18 protein-coding genes are annotated in these 17,074 nt (G+C 65.5%); 4 read left to right on the top strand and 14 right to left on the bottom strand.

Annotation, left to right across the window (positions count from 1 at the left end):
• Positions 1 to 24 precede the first annotated feature (24 nt).
• The 6 genes from QM712_RS22730 to QM712_RS22705 form a co-directional block, all read right to left on the bottom strand.
• Complete coding sequence (locus QM712_RS22730) at positions 25 to 1,158, bottom strand: FAD-dependent monooxygenase (protein WP_415025379.1); 1,134 nt, start codon at positions 1,156 to 1,158, stop codon at positions 25 to 27.
• Positions 1,159 to 1,218: 60 nt separating this feature from the next.
• The gene (locus QM712_RS22725; protein ID WP_415025378.1) at positions 1,219 to 2,172 is read right to left on the bottom strand and encodes an ABC transporter substrate-binding protein; all 954 of its coding nucleotides are present in this window, start codon (positions 2,170 to 2,172) and stop codon (positions 1,219 to 1,221) included.
• Between the two features lie 26 nt (positions 2,173 to 2,198).
• Positions 2,199 to 2,978: an ABC transporter ATP-binding protein gene (locus tag QM712_RS22720; protein ID WP_415025377.1), complete on the bottom strand. Its 780-nt coding sequence runs from the start codon at positions 2,976 to 2,978 to the stop codon at positions 2,199 to 2,201.
• A 12-nt stretch (positions 2,979 to 2,990) separates the two neighbouring features.
• Complete coding sequence (locus QM712_RS22715) at positions 2,991 to 3,773, bottom strand: ABC transporter permease (protein ID WP_415025376.1); 783 nt, start codon at positions 3,771 to 3,773, stop codon at positions 2,991 to 2,993.
• Positions 3,763 to 4,548, bottom strand: a complete 786-nt coding sequence (locus QM712_RS22710) for an ABC transporter permease (protein ID WP_415025375.1) — start codon at positions 4,546 to 4,548, stop codon at positions 3,763 to 3,765. Before QM712_RS22710 ends, QM712_RS22715 begins: the two co-directional genes overlap by 11 nt.
• A gap of 116 nt (positions 4,549 to 4,664) precedes the next feature.
• Positions 4,665 to 5,504: an alpha/beta fold hydrolase gene (locus QM712_RS22705; RefSeq protein ID WP_415025374.1), complete on the bottom strand. Its 840-nt coding sequence runs from the start codon at positions 5,502 to 5,504 to the stop codon at positions 4,665 to 4,667.
• Between the two features lie 298 nt (positions 5,505 to 5,802).
• Between QM712_RS22705 and QM712_RS22700 the strand changes: the two genes are divergently transcribed.
• Complete coding sequence (locus tag QM712_RS22700; RefSeq protein ID WP_415025373.1) at positions 5,803 to 6,477, top strand: GntR family transcriptional regulator; 675 nt, start codon at positions 5,803 to 5,805, stop codon at positions 6,475 to 6,477.
• 16 nt (positions 6,478 to 6,493) lie between these two features.
• Entirely contained in the window at positions 6,494 to 7,069 is a 576-nt protein-coding gene (locus QM712_RS22695; protein ID WP_415025372.1) for an amino acid synthesis family protein, read from the top strand.
• Between the two features lie 6 nt (positions 7,070 to 7,075).
• Here the strand turns inward: QM712_RS22695 and QM712_RS22690 are convergent, their stop codons facing one another.
• Together QM712_RS22690 and QM712_RS22685 are read right to left on the bottom strand one after the other, a co-directional pair.
• On the bottom strand, positions 7,076 to 7,702 hold the full coding sequence (locus QM712_RS22690) for an alpha/beta hydrolase (protein ID WP_415025371.1): 627 nt from the start codon (positions 7,700 to 7,702) through the stop codon (positions 7,076 to 7,078).
• Positions 7,699 to 8,637, bottom strand: coding sequence for a ring-cleaving dioxygenase (locus tag QM712_RS22685; protein WP_415025370.1), 939 nt, complete (start codon positions 8,635 to 8,637; stop codon positions 7,699 to 7,701). The genes QM712_RS22690 and QM712_RS22685 overlap by 4 nt, the downstream gene beginning before the upstream one ends.
• A 129-nt stretch (positions 8,638 to 8,766) precedes the next feature.
• On the opposite strand from QM712_RS22685, the gene QM712_RS22680 reads away from it, so the two are divergent.
• Positions 8,767 to 9,678, top strand: coding sequence for a LysR substrate-binding domain-containing protein (locus QM712_RS22680; RefSeq protein WP_415025369.1), 912 nt, complete (start codon positions 8,767 to 8,769; stop codon positions 9,676 to 9,678).
• 26 nt (positions 9,679 to 9,704) lie between these two features.
• Here QM712_RS22680 and QM712_RS22675 read toward each other — a convergent pair whose 3' ends face one another.
• Positions 9,705 to 10,271 carry a hypothetical protein gene (locus QM712_RS22675; RefSeq protein ID WP_415025368.1) on the bottom strand — a complete coding sequence of 189 codons (567 nt, stop codon included), beginning with the start codon at positions 10,269 to 10,271 and terminating at the stop codon, positions 9,705 to 9,707.
• Positions 10,272 to 10,414: 143 nt separating this feature from the next.
• Positions 10,415 to 11,296, bottom strand: coding sequence for an alpha/beta fold hydrolase (locus QM712_RS22670; RefSeq protein WP_415025426.1), 882 nt, complete (start codon positions 11,294 to 11,296; stop codon positions 10,415 to 10,417).
• Between the two features lie 125 nt (positions 11,297 to 11,421).
• Between QM712_RS22670 and QM712_RS22665 the strand changes: the two genes are divergently transcribed.
• Positions 11,422 to 12,045 carry a TetR/AcrR family transcriptional regulator gene (locus QM712_RS22665; RefSeq protein WP_415025367.1) on the top strand — a complete coding sequence of 208 codons (624 nt, stop codon included), beginning with the start codon at positions 11,422 to 11,424 and terminating at the stop codon, positions 12,043 to 12,045.
• A gap of 9 nt (positions 12,046 to 12,054) precedes the next feature.
• On the opposite strand, the gene QM712_RS22660 is transcribed toward QM712_RS22665, so the two are convergent.
• The 4 genes from QM712_RS22660 to QM712_RS22645 form a co-directional block, all read right to left on the bottom strand.
• The gene (locus QM712_RS22660; RefSeq protein WP_415025366.1) at positions 12,055 to 14,748 is read right to left on the bottom strand and encodes an ATP-binding protein; all 2,694 of its coding nucleotides are present in this window, start codon (positions 14,746 to 14,748) and stop codon (positions 12,055 to 12,057) included.
• The gene (locus tag QM712_RS22655) at positions 14,745 to 15,788 is read right to left on the bottom strand and encodes an ABC transporter substrate-binding protein (RefSeq protein ID WP_415025365.1); all 1,044 of its coding nucleotides are present in this window, start codon (positions 15,786 to 15,788) and stop codon (positions 14,745 to 14,747) included. The genes QM712_RS22660 and QM712_RS22655 overlap by 4 nt, the downstream gene beginning before the upstream one ends.
• A 328-nt stretch (positions 15,789 to 16,116) precedes the next feature.
• Positions 16,117 to 16,749: a 5,6-dimethylbenzimidazole synthase gene (gene bluB, locus QM712_RS22650; RefSeq protein WP_415025364.1), complete on the bottom strand. Its 633-nt coding sequence runs from the start codon at positions 16,747 to 16,749 to the stop codon at positions 16,117 to 16,119.
• A 4-nt stretch (positions 16,750 to 16,753) separates the two neighbouring features.
• A partial coding sequence (locus tag QM712_RS22645; protein ID WP_415025363.1) for an adenosylcobinamide-GDP ribazoletransferase occupies positions 16,754 to 17,074 on the bottom strand: 321 nt, incomplete at its 5' end.

Here is a 17,074-nt window from a genome sequence, read left to right as displayed (position 1 = left end):
GGGATCAGCGGGCGACGGACCAAGTCACCAGGAGAACAGGCGTCGGGTCGGATCGTAGCGAGCCGCTTCCAGTGCCCTCGGCGTGAACATGTTGCCCTTGGACAGCGAACGGTTGGCGGCGTATTCGCCCGAGATTTCCTGACAGCGATCCGTGATCGGCCGAATGCGCTTCTCCCATGACGGCAACGCTTCCTGAACGTCAGCGATGTCGTCGAGCTCCATGGCCAGGCTGTAGGAGTTGACCATCGCGCAGCCCGCGCCTTGGGCCAGGGCCGGGCACATCGCGTGCGCGGCGTCGCCGACCAGGGCGACTTTTCCTTTCGTCCAGACGTCGAGCTTCGTCGTTTCGTAGCGGTCGTAGCGAGCGGTCTGCAGCTTGGCGGCTTCGACCAGCACGGGTTCGAGAAACGGAAACATCTCGATCCAGCAATCGAGGTGGATGGGCACGCGGGAGCCGTTGGGATCGGCCGCCGGAGCCATCAGGCCCAGATAGAGTTCATCCTTGCTGCAGGGAGAGTAGAGAATTCGCTGCACACGCGGCCAGAAATTCCACATGTCGATGGTGTTGTCCCACTCGCCGTGGCCGAGCTCCTTCTTCTTGCGCGGGACGATCAACCGTATCAATCCGTCGGTCGATATCCAGCGGTCCTGTTCGAAGCCGATGGAGTCGCGGACCTTGGAGCCGACGCCGTCCGCGCCGACGACGAGGTCGGCCTCGTTGACCTCTCCGGAGGCGAGCGTGATCCGGCCGGACGGATCGGCCTTCACCACCTCGGAGTTGACCGAGATGTCGACGCCTTCAGCGCGTGCCTTTCGTGCCAGCGCATCGTGCAGGTGCTGACGGGTCATGATCCGCCAGGGCAGGCCGTTGAACGTCTCGCGCGAGACGCTCTTGTTGTGCATCCAGGTCTCGTAGGTCGGCGGCGTATGGGTTCCCGTGAGCACGTCCTCCAGCACGCCGAGCCCCTCCAGGACCCTGAGGCCGTTGTGCCAGAGGTAGATGCCGGCACCGAAGGCCCGCAGCTCCGGTCCCTTCTCGTGCAGCCGGACGCTCCAGCCGCGCTGTCGCAGTGCGATCGCCGCCGTCAGGCCGGCGAAGCCTGCGCCGGCGATTTCCGCGTGTCGTGTCTTGCCGCTGTGTCTGTTTACGTTTGTCATCACTCTTCATCACCGAGATATGAAACGAAGTGCCGCGCGGACCCCGCGCGGCGTTTGCGCTCACTTGTCCTGCCAGACCAGGGTATTCAGATCGGCGGTGTCGCTGATCACGCCTTCCTTCTTGGCGGCGTCCACCCAGAACTGCATCTGCTCCGCGGGAACGCGGGTCTGCCACTTCCCGAGGCCCATCTTCTCGATCACGCTCGGCGGGACCTTGGTGTTGGCCTCGATCGTCTTGCGTGCGATCGCGGGGTCCGAGTTGTAGTCGTCGATCGCGTGGTTGATCGCCTGGACGAAACGCCTGACGACGTCCTTGTTCTTTTCGATGTAGGGCGTGAGCGCCACGATCCCCGAGAGAACGATGGGGCTCTGGACATCCGTGAAGTAGTAGCCGAGCACGCGCGCGCCCTGTTCCTTGCCCATCGTGACGAAGGGCTCGCTCGCTCCGACCGCCGCCACGGTATTGTTGCGCAGTGCGGCCAGCATGTCGGGGAAGGGGACTTCGCGGAACGTCACCGACTTCAGGTCGACGCCGTTCTTGCGCAGCCACGCGCGCATCATGGTCCAGTCCGTGTTGTAGCTGAGATTGGTCGCGACGGACTTGCCCTTGAGATCCTCCGCGGTCTTGATGTTGGGGTCGGTCGTCAGGACGGCGTGCACGGGGTCGCTCGACGCCTGCGAGAAATTGAACGACACGTATGTCGCGGGAATGCCGCCGTTTCGCGCGTTCAGCAGGCCGAGCGCATCGGAGATGCCGAACTGAAGCGAGCCGGACTGCAATGCCGGAATGATCTGGCCGCCGCCGGCCATCGGCACGAGCTCCACGTCAAGCTTTGCGTCCTTGAAATATCCGGCATCGCGCGCGCGCCAGAAGTACGAATAGATGCCGATGGGAATGTAGCCGACCCGCAGCTTGGTGACGGCGGTATCCTCGGCGCTGGCCCGCTGGGCCGGCAACAGGGTGAATGCCGACGCCAGCAGAGCGAGACCAACGCCAAATGCTCTCAGATTCATGATAGCCTCCAGATTGTAGATCGTTGTCAGTTACGGATCTGCTGGCGGACCAGCGTGTAGACCTGGTGCCGCAGCCGCAGGAATTCGGGTGATTCTTTCGTTGCGAGTTGATCGCGGGGATAGGGGATATCGATCGCGACCTCGTCGACCACCCTTGCGGGCTTGGTCGACAGGACGACGACCTTGTCGGCCATGAACACCGCTTCCTCCATGTCGTGGGTGACCAGAAGGGTCGACAACGACATGTCCCTGCAGATCTCCATGACGAGATCCTGCAAGTCGAACCGGGTCTGCGCATCCACCGACGCGAACGGCTCGTCCAGCAGAAGCAGCTTCGGCCGGACCACGATCGAACGGGCGAGCGCGCATCGCTGCTGCATGCCGCCCGACAATTGCCAGGGATAGAGCTCGGCGGCGTGTTCAAGGCGGACCGCGCTCAGCGCCGCGGCCACGCGTTCGTCGCGCTCGCGCTTGCTCACATGGGCGAGGCCGAAGCCGACATTCTGCTTCACCGAGAGCCAGGGGAACAGGCTCCTGTTGTAGTCCTGAAACACGATCGACAGCCATGGCGGCGGGTCGCGCAGGATCTGCCCCGCGTGCAGCACGCTGCCGCCGTCCGGCTGCATCAACGCCGCGCAACAGCGCAACAAGGTGGTCTTGCCGCATCCGGAAGGACCGACGATCGCGACGAATTCGCCCGGCTGCTGGCGGAATGTCAGCCCGTCGAGAATCGGCACCTCGGCGCCGGGATAGGTCCGCGAGATGTTTTCGACCGTCAGGATTGCGCCGTCCGCTTCCATCGTCATGGTGCACGCTCCCTAATTGACCGGCAGTCCGCGCCAGCCGCGATGCCAATGGAGAACGCGTTTCTCCACGAGCAGCAGTCCGGCAGTCAGCATCCAGCCCATGGTTCCGATGACGAGAACGCCGGCATAGACGCCCGCGCTCTGGAACAGGCGTTGGCTGCGGAGGATGAAGAAGCCGATGCCGTCGTCCGCGGCGATGAGCTCGGAAATCACCATCATGATGAGGCCGAGCCCCAGTGCGATGCGGAGTCCGGCGAACAGCGACGGCATCGCCGCAAACAGCACGACGCGGCGAATTTGCTCGATCTTGCCGAGGCCGTTGATGCGGGCCGTCTCCAGAAAGGTCGGCTCGACCCGCCGCGCGCCGTCGATCGCGGCCAGAAGCACCGGAAAGATGCATCCGAAGGCGATGACGAAGATGCGCATCGTGTCGGTCGGACCGAGAATGAGAAGCGCGGGCGGCAGTATGGCGATGGCGGGGATGTATCTGAGATATTCGAGCATCGGGCGCGACCAGGCATCCAGCGTCCGCGAGCAGCCGATCGCAAGGCCGAGGACGGCGCCTCCGGCTGCGGCGATCAGGAATCCGACGACCAGCCGATACAGGCTCGGCAGAACGGCCGAGTGGAGCAGATCACCCTGCACCAGCCGCCAGTACACCCGCCATATCGATTGCAGCGAGGGCAGCGTAGGGCCCGGAAACGTGGTGGACGCCCATTGCCAGATCGCCAGCAGCCCCGCGAGCAGGACAATCTGCAGAGACAGCGCGCGGATGCGTTGTGCACTAATTGTCACGGTTGTCAGCGCTCCAGGGCAGAAGGCGGCGTTCGGCAGCCAGCATCACCGCGTTCACGAGATAACCCACGACCCCCGTCATGAAGATCGCCGCCCACATCTGCGCGACGAGGCCGTTCAGACGCGCCTCGTCGATGTAGCGGCCGATGCCCGGGCGGCCGGTCAGCATTTCGACGGTGATGGTCAGGACCAGCGCAATCGCGGACGCCGTGCGGATGCCGGTGGACAAGGCGGGCAGCACGCTCGGAATGATGATCCTCCGAATGCCGGCTCCTCCGGTCACGCCGAAGATTCGCCCGGTCTCCTGAAAGCGCGGGTCCACTGCTTCGACGCCCGCCTTGACGCTGAAAACGATCGGCCACACGCTGGCGAACACGATCATCGTCAATTGCATCTCGATGCCGATGCCGAGCGTCAGCAGCGCGATCGGGATGAGCGCCACGGACGGAATCGGCCGCAGGAATTCGAGGATCGGCCGGGTGGCGATCTCGAGGGTCGGCAGCAATGCGAGGGCGATGCCCACCGCGGTCCCGATCACGACGGCAAGCAGCAGCCCCGGCGCCCATGCGGCGAGGCTCGACATCACCGCCAGAAGCAACGGGCCATCGGCCAGCTCTGTTATCGCCGTGCGCACGATGGTGACGACCGACGGCAGATCTCGCGGGTCGATCAACTGCAGGGCGCGAACGATCTCCCAACAGAGGATGCAGATGCCGAAGCCACCCAGGGCCCTTGCATATTTGACCACGGATTTATGGCGCAGGACGCCCGACATTGCTGCTCCCGGATGGTGGCGATTGACCGTTGCCCTCGCTCCAAAGGCCGCGGTCAGAGGCGACGATGCCTCTGCCGTTCCGGCGTGTCTCGGAGAAGGGCTGATCGGCGCCACGATCAGGTCGCCGCCGCGTTCAGAGTGGCAGCGGCGATCGCCGCCGGTGCTTCTTCGGGAACATAGTGGTCGGTCGAGCCGACCTCGACGGCGGGAAGGTCCGGCCGCAGCTTCTTGGTGCGGTCCCAGGCCGCCGGGGAAACGAGCTTGCTCTCGGCGCCCCTGACGAGCTGCACCGGCACCTTCACGGCCGTGAACGCCGAAACCAGATCCTCGCGAAGGCCGCGAGCCGTCGCGGTCATCGCGGAGGGGCTCGCGAGGGGGCGGTATTGCTCGCCGAGCCGATGATAGGCATGCATCGCGCGCCGCCGCACCGCATCGGGCGGCAGGTTGACGTATCTGTTCTGCAGGTAGTGTTCGATCTCCTCAACCGACGCGAAGGGGCGATCGCCGCCATTGACCCGCGCTTCGAGCGCCTCGAACACCTCGTCCTCGATATAGGGCGTGAAATCGACGGCGACCGCGGCGCGAACGAGGTCGGGACGCTGCACGGCGGCGACGACCGCATTGCGCGCACCGAGCGAATGGCCGACCACGATGGCCGGCCCGCTATCGAGAGTCTCGATGAGAGACACGACGTCCTTCGCGAACGCGTCGGCCGAATAGTCGCCCTCGGGCTTGCCGCTGCGCCCGTGCCCTCGCTGATCGACGGCGATCGCCCTGACGGTGCCCCCGACCAGTCGCAGGATGGGGTCCCAGACGGCGCCGACGGCGGTGATGCCATGCAGGAAGATGGCGACGGGCCCGCTTCCGGCTTCGCGCACATTGAGGGCGATCCGGCCCGTGTCGATGACATGCTCCTTGATCGGCAATTCGGTCGGTGCAGGGGCGGTCGTGAGCATGCGGCAGTCCTTCCTCAGATGGTCCTCACCTCAGAGCAAGGCACATGCCAAGCCCGGCGACGCGCGAGATGAAGCCGTTTCCTCAACCCAGTCAGCCGGTTGGCCCGGATCTGACTATTTTTGTTATTGTCCGACAATCGGACATGATGTGATTATGCTGCACAGATTTTCAGCGTAGTGCAACATTTTTTGTCGCGCATCGCGCGGGCGCTGCTATACATTCGCGTGCGACCGGTTCGCGCAGGCATCATGTCGCTTGTTCGCCGGCGACGGGCCAACAAGACGAGACGATTTGAAGATGGACCTGCGTGTCAGCCGGAAAACCGTGCAGCAAGGCACGTTCGAGAAGCTCAAGGACGCGATCATGGCCGGCGTCTTCCAGCCGGGAGACCGTCTGGTCGAAACGGATCTGTGCGAGCAACTCGGCGTCAGCCGCGCCTCTCTCCGCGAAGCGCTCCGCAGTCTCCAGTCGGAGCGGCTCATCGATTTCATTCCGAACAGGGGACCGCAGATTCCGGTGCTGTCCTGGAAGGAAGCGGAAGACATCTACGAACTGCGCGCGCTTCTCGAGGGAGAGGCGGCCGCTCGGTGCGCAACCGCCATCAGCGACGAGGACATCCAGTCCCTCTCGGTGACGGTGCAGACGCTGCGCCGGGTCGTGAAGACCAACGATGCCGCCGACAAGCTGAAATGCGCGACGAATTTCTACGAGGTTCTGCTGCGCAATTGCGGCAACGAGATCATCAAGCAGACGCTGCATGGATTGCACGCGCGGATAAACTTCCTGCGTGCCAGGTCGATGTCGCTGTCCGGCCGCACCAAGGCGAGCTACGAGGAGATGAACGCTCTCTATCTCGCGATCAAGGACCGGGATCCCAAGGCGGCCCGGAAGATCGCGCAGCTGCATGTGCAGAACGCCCGCGAGGCTGCCCGCGAGGCGTTCAAGGAAAACCAGCCGGACAACCAGGCCTAACCCACAGGACTCGTCGATGCATTCGTTGCTCAGGATTCGCCGCTCTTATTCGCAGATCGAGGACAGGAGCGAACTGGCCGGCCGCAGGATTGCCCAGCCCGTTCGCAAGGTGTCGGTCGTTACCGTTCTCGAGAATCCCTATGTCGGCCGTTACGTCGAGGACCTCAGCCCGCTGATCGAAGCGAGCGTCGATCTCGGAAAGCACATGGCCCGGATGGCGCTGGATGCGCTGGGCCCGCACAAGGCGCAGGGTTACGGCAAGGGCGGCCTCGTCGGTCTGCTCGGCGAGGCGGAGCATGCGAGCGCGCTGTTGACGACGGCCTACGCCAACCCGATCCGCGAAGCGATCGGCGGCGGCAAGGCCTGGATCTCCTCGATGGTGAAACAGGCCTCGCCGGGCGCCGCGATCGACATTCCGATGAACCACATCGACGACGTCTACGTCCGCTCGCACTACGACGGGGTGACGCTGGCGTTGCAGGACACTCCGATGCCGGACGAGATCGCGATCATCTTCTGCATGGTCAGCGGCGCGAGGTTGAACGCCCGCGTCGGAGGGCTGACCCACGAAGAAGTGGCAAGACGCGCCTAGTCCGGTTCACGCCGCTTTCACCTCCATCTCACCGATCCAGTTGCGGGCCAGCGTGACGTCGGCCTGCGAGAGCTGGTGACCGGCCGGCAGCACCTTCTGCACCACGTCCGCGCCTGCGTCGGACAACAGCGCGGCGAGCTTTGCCGAATTGCTCGGCGGCACGATCGGGTCGGCCTGACCGGAGAGCAGCAGGACGGGCTTGCCGCCGAGTTCCGCGCTCGGCGGCTCCGACAGCGGCACCATGGCGCGCAGCAGGACGGCGCCCGCCAGCACCTCGGGCTTCAGCAGCAACAGCGCAGCAGCGATGTTGGCACCATTGGAGAAGCCGACCGCGATCGGCGCGGCGATGCCGTATTGCTGCCGCGCTTCCGCGACGAAGTCGCCGAGCTCGAGCGCGCGGCGGCGCACGTCCTCCTCGTCGAACACGCCTTCAGCAAGGCGGCGGAAGAATCGCGGCATGCCGTGTTCGAGCACGCGGCCGCGCGGCGACAGCAGGGCGGAGCCAGGCGAGATCATGCGGCCGAGCCCGAGCAGGTCGTTCTCGTCGCCGCCGGTGCCGTGCAGCAGCAGGAGCGGGGGAGAGCCCGCGTTGGTCGCGGGCTCGAAGCGGTGGATGAATGAACTTGAGGTCATGACACGCTCTCTTCCAGGCTCGGCAGCACGTCCTCGATCTGCTTGCGCTGTGCTTCGAGGAAACTCGGCAGCTTCAGGTCTCGTCCCAGCGTCGCGACGGGCTCGTCGACGGCGAAGCCGGGAATGTCGGTTGCGATCTCGAATAGCACGCCGCCGGGCTCGCGGAAGTAGATCGAGCGGAAGTAGTTGCGGTCGCGCTGCTCGGTCGGATGCAGGCCGTGATCGCTCACGAGCTTCTGCGCCATCCGGCCCTGTTCGGCGTCGTCGGCCGCGCGGAAGGCTATGTGATGCACGGAGCCGCCGCCCTGATGCCCGCGCAGGAATCCCTTGGCTTCGTAGATGTCGACGACGCTGCCTTCGGCATCACCGGGCGCCTTGAAGCGGATCACGGAGCCCTCGCGCGCCGTCTCCTTGAAGCCGAACACGTCGGTGAGGACGGCAGCCGTCTTCGCCGCGCTGTCGAGCAGCAAGGTCACGCCGTGGAAGCCGCGGATCGCATGTTCGGCCGGCACGTCGCCGTTGCTCCAGCCGGGCTCGTTCTCGGCGCCGGGAATGCCGACCAGCGCGAGCGCCATCCCGTCGGGATCGGTGAACGGCAGCACGGATTCACCGAACCGCTTCTCCAGCGCCTCGTAACGAATGCCCTTCTCGGTGAAGCGCTGCGTCCAGTAGCCGAGCGAACGCTGCGGCACGCGGAAGGCGGTCTGATGGGTCTCGCCGACGCCCCGCCGTCCCGCGGGCACACCGGCCCACGGAAAGAAGGTCAGGATGGTGCCGGGGCGGCCGGTCTCGTCGCCATAATAGAAATGGTAGGTGCCGGGATCGTCGAAATTGACGGTCTTCTTGACGAAGCGCAGCCCAAGATCCCGCGTGTAGAAGCTGAAATTGCGGATGGGGTCGCCGGCGATGGCGGTCACGTGGTGCAGTCCAGACATTGTCGTCCTCCAGAATTCGGGGAGCGGTCTTGCTCTGCCCGGAAATATCGTTCGGCTTTGGATTGGAGACAATCCATGCAAATATGACGGCTATGTCTACGATTTGGAAACAATCGCCGGGGCAAAGCCTTGGATAAGGTCGCCAGTCTCCGGGCCTTCGTGAAGGTGGTCGAAAGCGGCAGCTTTGCCGAGGCGGGCCGGCAGCTGCGGCTGTCGCGCTCGGCGATCAGCAAATACATCGCCGATATCGAGGAGAGCCTCGGCGTACAGCTCCTGAACCGGACCACCCGGCATGCGAGCCCGACCGAGAGCGGCCAGCACTATTTCGAACGGGCCGTCGTGATCCTGTCGGAGATCGAGGCTGCCGACCAGGCGGTGACGCAGGCCCAGTCGGCGCCGCGCGGGCTGTTGCGCGTCAACGCGCCGATGTCGTTCGGCACCATGCGGCTCGGACCGGTGCTGGCCGATTTCATGGCGAGATATCCGGAACTTCAGCTCCAGCTCGTGCTCAGCGACGATCTGCTCGATCCCGTGCAGGACGGCTTCGACGTGACCCTGCGCATCGCGGAACTGGAATCGTCGAGCCTGATCGCGCGAAAAATCATGCCGGTTGCACGCATGATCTGCGCTTCGCCGGATTATCTGGCGCGTCACGGCACGCCGAGGCATCCGCAGGATCTGCGCGACCACGCCTCGCTGACCTACGGTTTCCTGCTCACCGGCAATCAGTGGAAGCTGACCGGTGCCGACGGCGATCACTGGATCCAGCCGGCCTGGTCGCTCTGCGTCAACAATGCCGAGGTGCTGCGCGATGTCGCGATCAAGGGCAGGGGACTCGCGCTGCTGCCGGGCTTCATCGCCGCCGATGCCCTGAACAAGGGAGAGCTGCGCGCCGTGCTCGAGGATTATTCGGCGCCGCCGCTCGCGCTCTATGCGGTCTATCCGCCGACGCGGCATCTGTCGGTCAAGGTACGGCTCTTCATCGACTTCCTGGTCGAACGGTTCGCCCGCGAGGACGAGGCGGCCGCCGCGATGCGCTGACGGCAGGTGATCGCGTCACGCGGCCGTCAGCGGGCGCCGGCACGCGCCGTTTCGGGATAGGACATCGTGAACTTGTAGGCGCCATACAAGGCTCCGATCGTCAGGAACACACTGATCTTGTGCGGCACGTCGGGCAGATAGAGAAGGATGAGGTCGGCAGCGATGATGGCCGCGAACGCGGCCAGCCAAACCAGCGTGATGACCTGATTGGTCCGGAAGAATTGCGGGCTTGCCCACAGCTCTTGGGGCACAGTCTCGCGCGCGTACTGAATTGTGAAGGGACGCCGGATCAGCAGCGAGATGAGGACGATGGCGAACAGCCCGGCATCGACCGCCAGCTTGACACCCACGATCGGCCAATCCGCGTTGGTCAGAAAGGCATAGGCGGCCAAGCCGCCGAACAAGACGCAAGTTCCGACTTCGAGCATCTTGGCCGAGTGCCCGGACAACAATTCCTTCCCGATCAATCCAAACGAAACCAGGGCTGCCACGGTCAATGCGGCGGTCGGCGACAAGAAATGATTGAGAACTGCGAAGGCAATAAACGGCGCAAAGGCTAGCAGCATTCCAGGCTCCCGCGCGAACTTCCTCACTTCGGGCCAGCGTAGACAGTTCAGAGCGCTTCGTCGAACGAGAAATGTCCGGCTTGGTCAAGAGCGGAAGACGCGCCTCGGCTCATTCGACGCCCCTGTCGAGGGAAGAGCCGAGCTGAGACATGTCAGCCCGGCTCGTCGTCCTATTTCCCGTCACCGACGAACTGACGAACCGCCTTCACGGTCGCCGCCGGATCCTCCTCCATCAGCCAGTGTCCGGCGCCGGGAACGACCACCTCGGTGACGTCGGTCGCCGCATTTCGCATCACGACGGCCTCCATCTTGCCGAAGGATTTTTCGCCGCCGATGGCGAGCACGGGAATCGTCAGCTTGGTTGCGATCGCCTTCTTGTTGTCCTCGGCGTCGGTGCGGATCGCCCTGAACTGCGCGAAGGCGGAATGCATCGCGCCCGGCCGCGCATAGAGCTCCGCGTAGTGACGCCGCGTCGCTTCGGTGACCTTGGAGGGCGTGCCGGCGAATTCATTCCAGAAGCGGTCGAGATAGATGCGCTCGCGGCCCTTGACCAGCCGTTCCATGTCCGGCCCGCCGAAATCAAAGTGCCAGAGCTGCGGGCTGCGGACGATCTCGTCCCACGGCGGCACCCCTGGCACCGGGGCATCCATGACGACGAGCTTCTCGGTCAGGTCGCGATACCGCGCCGCATAGGCATAGGCCACCATGGTGCCGATGTCGTGTCCGATGACGACCGCCTTGTCGATGTTGAGCGATTGCAGAACGGCGCGCATGTCGGCCGCCTGATTCCATTTGTCGTAGCCGCCATCGGGCTTGCTCGACAGACCCATGCCGCGCAGATCCGGCACCACGACGGTGTGATCGCGTGCGAGGTCCGCCCCGAGCTTGGCCCACATGTCACCGGTATCGCCGAAACCGTGGATCAGGATCACGGCAGGCCCCTTGCCGCCGACGCGAACGTGAATCTGGGCGCCGTTGGCCGCGACCGTGCTGGTCCGGAAGCCGGCGGGGAACTGATCGCTGTCCGCGCGGGCGGCGGGTGCGAGCAGCATGAAGATCATTGCGAGGCAACTTGCGCGCACCGGCGGCTCCCATCATCTTGTGTTTCAGCAAGCGAGGTCAATTGTAGATCGATCGATCTATAATTGGCAAGCGGGACGATGTACAAGGGTGGATCATGAGCGCAGGACGACCTCGCGAATTCGACATGGACCAGGCCGTCGAGCGTGCCCTGGGACTGTTCTGGCGGCAGGGCTATGAGGGAACGTCGCTGTTCGACCTCACCGCAGCGCTCGGCATCACGCGCGCGAGCCTCTATGCCGCATTCGGCAGCAAGGAGGGCCTGTTTCAGCGCGTGATGGACCTGTACGAGGCGAAGGCCGGCGCCTACAGGGCCGAAGCCGACCAGGCGCCGACGTCTCTCGAAGCTGTCCAGCTCTGGCTGAACGGACCGGTCGAGCTTCACGGCGACAAGAAGAACCCGCCCGGGTGCCTCGGCGTTCAGGGAGCGCTCGCCTGCGGCGTCGAATCCGAACCGATCCGCCGGGATCTGGCCTCACGCCGCGATCGTGGCGAGGCGACGATACGGCGCCGGCTGCAGAAGGCGGTGAAAGACGGTGACCTGGCCGACGACGACGATCCCGCCGACCTCGCGCGTTATCTTTCGGCCCTGATCTACGGCATGGCCGTGCTGGCGGCAGGCGGGGCCACGCGAAGCCAGCTGCAGGGAGTTGCCGACGTCGCTCTCAATCACTGGCCGAAGACGAACCGCGCCCGCCGGAAGCGGAACGCATCGTCCTGATGCGCGGGGTCAGTCGAGCGGACGCTGCTCGACCGGCCGCAGCAGTTCATCCAGCGTGCTCATCGAGGCCTGTCGTAGCAATGCCAGCTCGCGGGCTGCGCCCTCGCACGCGGCGAGGGACATCGATGCGGCGGCCAGCTCGACGTCGCGGCAACGCTCGAACAGGCGGACGAGGCCGAGCGCACCTGCGGCGCTGCCGAGCTGGTGAGCCATGCGGGCAAGCTGGCTGCGATCGCCGATCGCAGCGGCCTCGATGATGTCCTCGATCAGCTCTTCGCTCGTCTGCTGCAGGAGCAGGTGCAGTTTGGCGATCTGCGCGGCGCCCAGCAGCGCCCTCTGGTCGTCGAGAAAGTGGCGGTCGATCAATGCGCCTGCCGCGAACGGTGCCGCGGCCGCCTCGTCGCCGGAATCGTCCTCGATGGCTTCGCGGAGCGCATTGATCAGGATCGGCTTGCTGACGATCCTGGCGATGCCGGCACCCGCCAATCGCTCGCGGGCGCCGCGCGACACGTCGGCCGTCACGGCGATGATGCGCGGCATTCGCGCCAGTCCGAGCTGGCCGATGCGGGATGCCGCCTCCACGCCGTCCATGTCGGGCATGTGAAGGTCCATCAGAATGACGTCGAAGGATTGATCGCGCGCGAGAGCGACGGCGGACGCGCCGTTCCGCGCGATCGTGGTGCGGTGGCCGAGCCGGTTCAGGATGGCCTCGCCGACCTCGCAATTGACGGGATCGTCGTCGACCAGCAGCACGCGAAGCCGGCGCGACGATGGCTGAAGGTTACCTTGAGCCATGCCGCTCGCGGCATGGCCGAGCGGCACTTCGAGCGTGAACGCGCTGCCCATGCCCGGCGTGCTCTCGACCTTCAGTTCGCCGCGCATCAGGTGCGTGAGGCGGCGGGCGATAGCGAGCCCGAGGCCCGTTCCGCCGAACCGCCGGGCGATGCTGTCGTCGGCCTGGACGAAGTCCTCGAAGATCCGCTCGTGCATCTCGGGCGCGATCCCGATGCCGGTATCACGAACCACGACGCGAACCAGCACGTGGTCGTCGTGCTGCCGCGCGGTCGCGCTCAGGCTGATCCCGCCATGCGGGGTGAATTTGATCGCGTTGCCGATCAGGTTCAGCAGGATGCGGTTGAGCCGCACGGGATCGCCGTGCACGGAAGTGTCGATCGTCGGATCGCAAGCGAGGTCGAAGGCGAGGTGCTTGCCGACCGCCTGCGGACGCATCAAATCGGCCGCCGTCTCGATGAGCTGGTCGAGGCGGAAGTCGCGTGTCTCGAGTGTCTCCGCGCTGGCCTCCAGGCGCGCATATTCGAGGATGGCGTCGACCAGCGCGACCAGCGTTTCGCCCGATGCGGCCGCGGTGGCGAGGTGGCGTCGCCGGACCTCGCCGAGATTGCCGTCGTCGAGCAGTTGCAGCACCCCCATCACGCCGTTCAGCGGGGTGCGCAGCTCATGGCTGACGACGGCGAGAAAGCGGGATTTGGTTTCGTTGGCGTCAACTGCGGCACTGCGCGCGCGCTCGGCGGCGTCATGCTCGGCAAGCGCGTGATCGCGCGCCTTTTCGAGCTCGGAGGTCCGTTCAGCCACCTTGCGTTCGAGCGTGGCATAGGACTCGCGAAGATGCGCAGCCATCCGGTTGAACTGGTCGCCGAGCGCCTCCAGTTCGTCGCCCGTCCTGATCGCGAGCCGCTGGCCGAGATCGCCGTTCTCGATCCGCCGTGCGCCCTGGGTCAGCATCTGGATCGGCACGGTCATGCGGCGGCTGAGCAGGAAGGCGACCAGGACGGCGCAGGCCAGCAGGACGATCAGGAGAAATGTCGATCGTCCGATCGATGCGTAGATCGGCTCATAGGCTTCGCTGACCGGAAGCTCTACGAACACCAGCCAGCCGAGCGAGGGCACCGTCGCATATGTCGACAGGACGCGCTGACCGGACAGATCCTGCTTGACCAGACCCGCCGCGGGCGGCGGCGCGCCATCGAGCGCGGCGCGGACGTCCGGATGCGTGGAAAGATCGGTGCGGCGCAGCGCCGGCCACAGGTCGGGATGCGCAATCAGAAGTCCCATGCGATCGACCACATAAGCCTTGCCGGTATTGCCGACCTTGATCCCGGCGACGAGGTCCCAGATGAAGCGCAGATTGACCTCGGCGACGATCACGTTGGGATCGCGCCCGGTGCCGCGCGCGGCGAGCGTCATGAACGGCTCGGTGCCGCCGAAGAAGTAGACCGGCCCGTAATAGGTCGCGCTGTCATTCGCGCCGCGGAAGGCCGGCGAGGCCGAGAGGTCGTCGTGGCTGCCGACCCTGTCGGCGACACGGCGCGAGACGCGGACCTGCTCGCGGCCTTGCGAGTCAAGCTGCGCGATCTCGGCGATCGCGGGCGAGAGGCGCAGGAGGCGAATGGCATTCAGGCGATCGTCTTCGTGTGTCGAGAGCTCGGCGGGCAGGCGCGACAGCCATTTAAGCTGGTTCTCGATCTGGCTGATGAACTGGCCGATCTGGATCGCGGCGGATGCGGCCTGCTCGCGCTGGGTTGCCGCAAGAAGCTGCTTCTGCTCGCGGTACGAGAACCAGACGTCGAACGCCGTGTTGATGGCGAGCGAGGCGAAGGCGAGCGCCACGATCGAATAGAGGTATTTGCGGAACAGCCGGCCGAGCGGCGTTCGCATCCGTTTCTGGTCGATCGCCTCGTTCACTCGCGGATCTCGTCGGCGCGCGCGAGCAGGGTGAAGGGCAGTTTCAACCCGAGCGAAGAGGCGACCGTGCGATTGATGATGAGCTCGTATTTGCGTGGCGATTGCACCGGCAGGTCGCCGGCCCTGGTGCCGCGCAGGATGAGGTCGACATAGTCGGCCGCGCGCACTTCGAGCGTCGGCCCGTAGCTCATCAGCCCGCCCGCATCCACGAAGTAGTGAAACGGGTAGATCATCGGGACGCGATATCTGGCCGCAGCCGCGACGACCGCCTGGCGGTTGATGACGAGGAAGCTGTCGACCAGGGCGATCATCGCCGCCCTGGGCGGATTGGAGAAGCGACTGATCGCCGCGTCGATATCTGCCGCGCTGTCGACGGGCACTGCCTCCACGGTCATGCCGGACGCGGCAGCCTCCTGCTCGATGGAGTCGAGGAAGAACCGTCCGGCACGGGGCGTCGTTGCCGGATTGAACAGGATGCCGACGCGCGTGAGACCCGGAACGGCCTCCTCGATCAGCTGAAGCCATTTGCCGCCCATTTCGGCGGTGCTGCTCGTGAAGCCGGTGACGTTGCCGCCGGGATGCGCGAGGCTTGCGACGAAGCGGTTGCCGACGGGATCGTTGGCGGTCGCGAATACGATCGGGATCGTCGTGGTGGCTGCCATGACGGCAGCGGTTTCGATCGTGGAGCTTGTCAGGATCACGTCCGGCTTGAGGTCGAGCAGCTCCCGGATCGCGGCCTGCAGCTTCGCCGGCGCGCCGAAGCTCGAACGGACCTCGAAGCGGATATTGACGCCTTCGACCCAGCCGCGCTGTTTCAGGCCTCCAATGAGGCCGCCCAGGCGGGACGTCGTCGTATCCGTCATGTTGCGCCGGGTCAGTTCGTCGTCGAGCGGCAATCCCGTGATCGAGGCGACGACCCGCATGCGATCCGCCGCTGCGCCGAGCGCAAGCCAGCCCGCGGCAGTCGCACCGGCGAGCCGGATGAAATCGCGGCGGCCGACCGCCGGCATCGCGCGGGCAGGAGCGGACCGCTCGGTCATGACATGTTTCGCAAGATGATCCCCGCGGACGTGAATAACGCGAAAGGCTGACGTCCACAATTGATCAAAGAAAGCGCCTGTGAATGTTCGTTCGCAAGGTCCGGCAGCGGGATACCGAGGACTGCGCGCAAAGAGTCGGCGTTTCGAGCTTTGTCGCCTCCGTCACGCTTCGTGCCGTGCCGTACAGGCTGTGGGCAAGGGCCGATCGCAGCCGAGAACTGCGTCCTCTCTGTTGTCATTGCGAAGAGCTCTTGCGACGGAGCAATACAGACTGTCTCCACGATGGGATTCCGGATTGCTTTGCTGCGCCCGCAGTGACGGAAGCCGACTAGCGCCGCAGCGTGACGTCGTCCGCGCCGCGCCGGTGTTCCCACTTCGCCTGCTCGAGTTCGGGCTGGTCGCATTCCGCCTCGGGATAGCCGATGCAGAGATAGGCGACGAATTTCCAGGAAGCCGGCACGTCGAGGATGACGTGGATGCGCGCGGGATTGAGGATCGAAACCCAGCCGAGTCCGATGCCGTCGGCGCGCGCCGCGAGCCACATCGCGGTGATCGCCGCGACCACGGAATATTCGGTGGTCTCCGGCATGGTCGCCCGGCCGAGGCCGTGGCCGATATCGCTGGCCTTGTCCGCGAACACGGCGAGATGGCCCGGCGCCTGTTCGAGGCCGGACAGCTTCAGCGCGGCGTAGCGCGCCGCGCGTTCGCCGGAGTAGCAGCTCAGCGCGTCGGCGTTGCAAGCCTTGAAGTCGTCGATCACGGCCCGGCGCCTCGCGGCCTCGTCGACGGTGACGAAGCGCCATGGCTGGCTGAGGCCGACGGATGGCGAAAGGCACGCCGTCTCGATCAGCCGGTCGATCGCGCCGGCCGGAAGCGGATCGGTCCGGAAACGGCGCACGTCGCGACGCCAGACGAACAATTCGCGCAACTGCCGGCGAAATGCGTCGTCGAAAGCGGCCATCGGCTCATCGTCCCATCTGGATGGAGGCGGCCACCAGCAGGATCACGATCTCGCCGGCCTGCTCGAACGTGCCGAGGATGTCGCCGGTCTGGCCGCCGATCTGGCGAATGGCAAGCCGCGCCAGGATCAGGCCCGTGAGCGACAGCAGGATCAGACCGGCGAGCGCCTTGCCGGGTCCGAGCGCGAGGGCGAGGGCGAGGATTCCGAGCGCAAAGGCAATGGCGACGCTGCGGCCCGGCGGTTGCCCGGCGCTGGCGGACAGTCCGTCGGGCCGCGCCGGCGGCACCAGCGACATGAAGGCCGGGACGCCGGCGCGGGCGGCGGC

Source organism: Bradyrhizobium sp., from assembly GCF_047605465.1.
Classification (GTDB): Bacteria; Pseudomonadota; Alphaproteobacteria; order Rhizobiales; family Xanthobacteraceae; genus Bradyrhizobium.
The sequence above is the reverse complement of the archived record's forward strand: the minus strand, read 5'-3'. Positions and strand labels throughout refer to the sequence as shown.

What these genes read in the sequence shown, in the direction of transcription:
- QM712_RS22710 (WP_415025375.1), bottom strand. Translation starts at nt 4,548, where the DNA reads ATGTCGGGCGTCCTGCGCCATAAATCCGTGGTCAAATATGCAAGGGCC.
- QM712_RS22670 (WP_415025426.1), bottom strand. Translation starts at nt 11,296, where the DNA reads ATGCTGCTCGCACCCGCCGCCCGCGCGGACAGCGATCAGTTCCCCGCC.
- QM712_RS22705 (WP_415025374.1), bottom strand. Translation starts at nt 5,504, where the DNA reads ATGCTCACGACCGCCCCTGCACCGACCGAATTGCCGATCAAGGAGCAT.
- QM712_RS22730 (WP_415025379.1), bottom strand. Translation starts at nt 1,158, where the DNA reads ATGACAAACGTAAACAGACACAGCGGCAAGACACGACACGCGGAAATC.
- QM712_RS22690 (WP_415025371.1), bottom strand. Translation starts at nt 7,702, where the DNA reads ATGACCTCAAGTTCATTCATCCACCGCTTCGAGCCCGCGACCAACGCG.
- QM712_RS22685 (WP_415025370.1), bottom strand. Translation starts at nt 8,637, where the DNA reads ATGTCTGGACTGCACCACGTGACCGCCATCGCCGGCGACCCCATCCGC.
- QM712_RS22655 (WP_415025365.1), bottom strand. Translation starts at nt 15,788, where the DNA reads ATGACCGAGCGGTCCGCTCCTGCCCGCGCGATGCCGGCGGTCGGCCGC.
- QM712_RS22695 (WP_415025372.1), top strand. Translation starts at nt 6,494, where the DNA reads ATGCATTCGTTGCTCAGGATTCGCCGCTCTTATTCGCAGATCGAGGAC.
- QM712_RS22665 (WP_415025367.1), top strand. Translation starts at nt 11,422, where the DNA reads ATGAGCGCAGGACGACCTCGCGAATTCGACATGGACCAGGCCGTCGAG.
- bluB (WP_415025364.1), bottom strand. Translation starts at nt 16,749, where the DNA reads ATGGCCGCTTTCGACGACGCATTTCGCCGGCAGTTGCGCGAATTGTTC.
- QM712_RS22720 (WP_415025377.1), bottom strand. Translation starts at nt 2,978, where the DNA reads ATGACGATGGAAGCGGACGGCGCAATCCTGACGGTCGAAAACATCTCG.
- QM712_RS22725 (WP_415025378.1), bottom strand. Translation starts at nt 2,172, where the DNA reads ATGAATCTGAGAGCATTTGGCGTTGGTCTCGCTCTGCTGGCGTCGGCA.
- QM712_RS22700 (WP_415025373.1), top strand. Translation starts at nt 5,803, where the DNA reads ATGGACCTGCGTGTCAGCCGGAAAACCGTGCAGCAAGGCACGTTCGAG.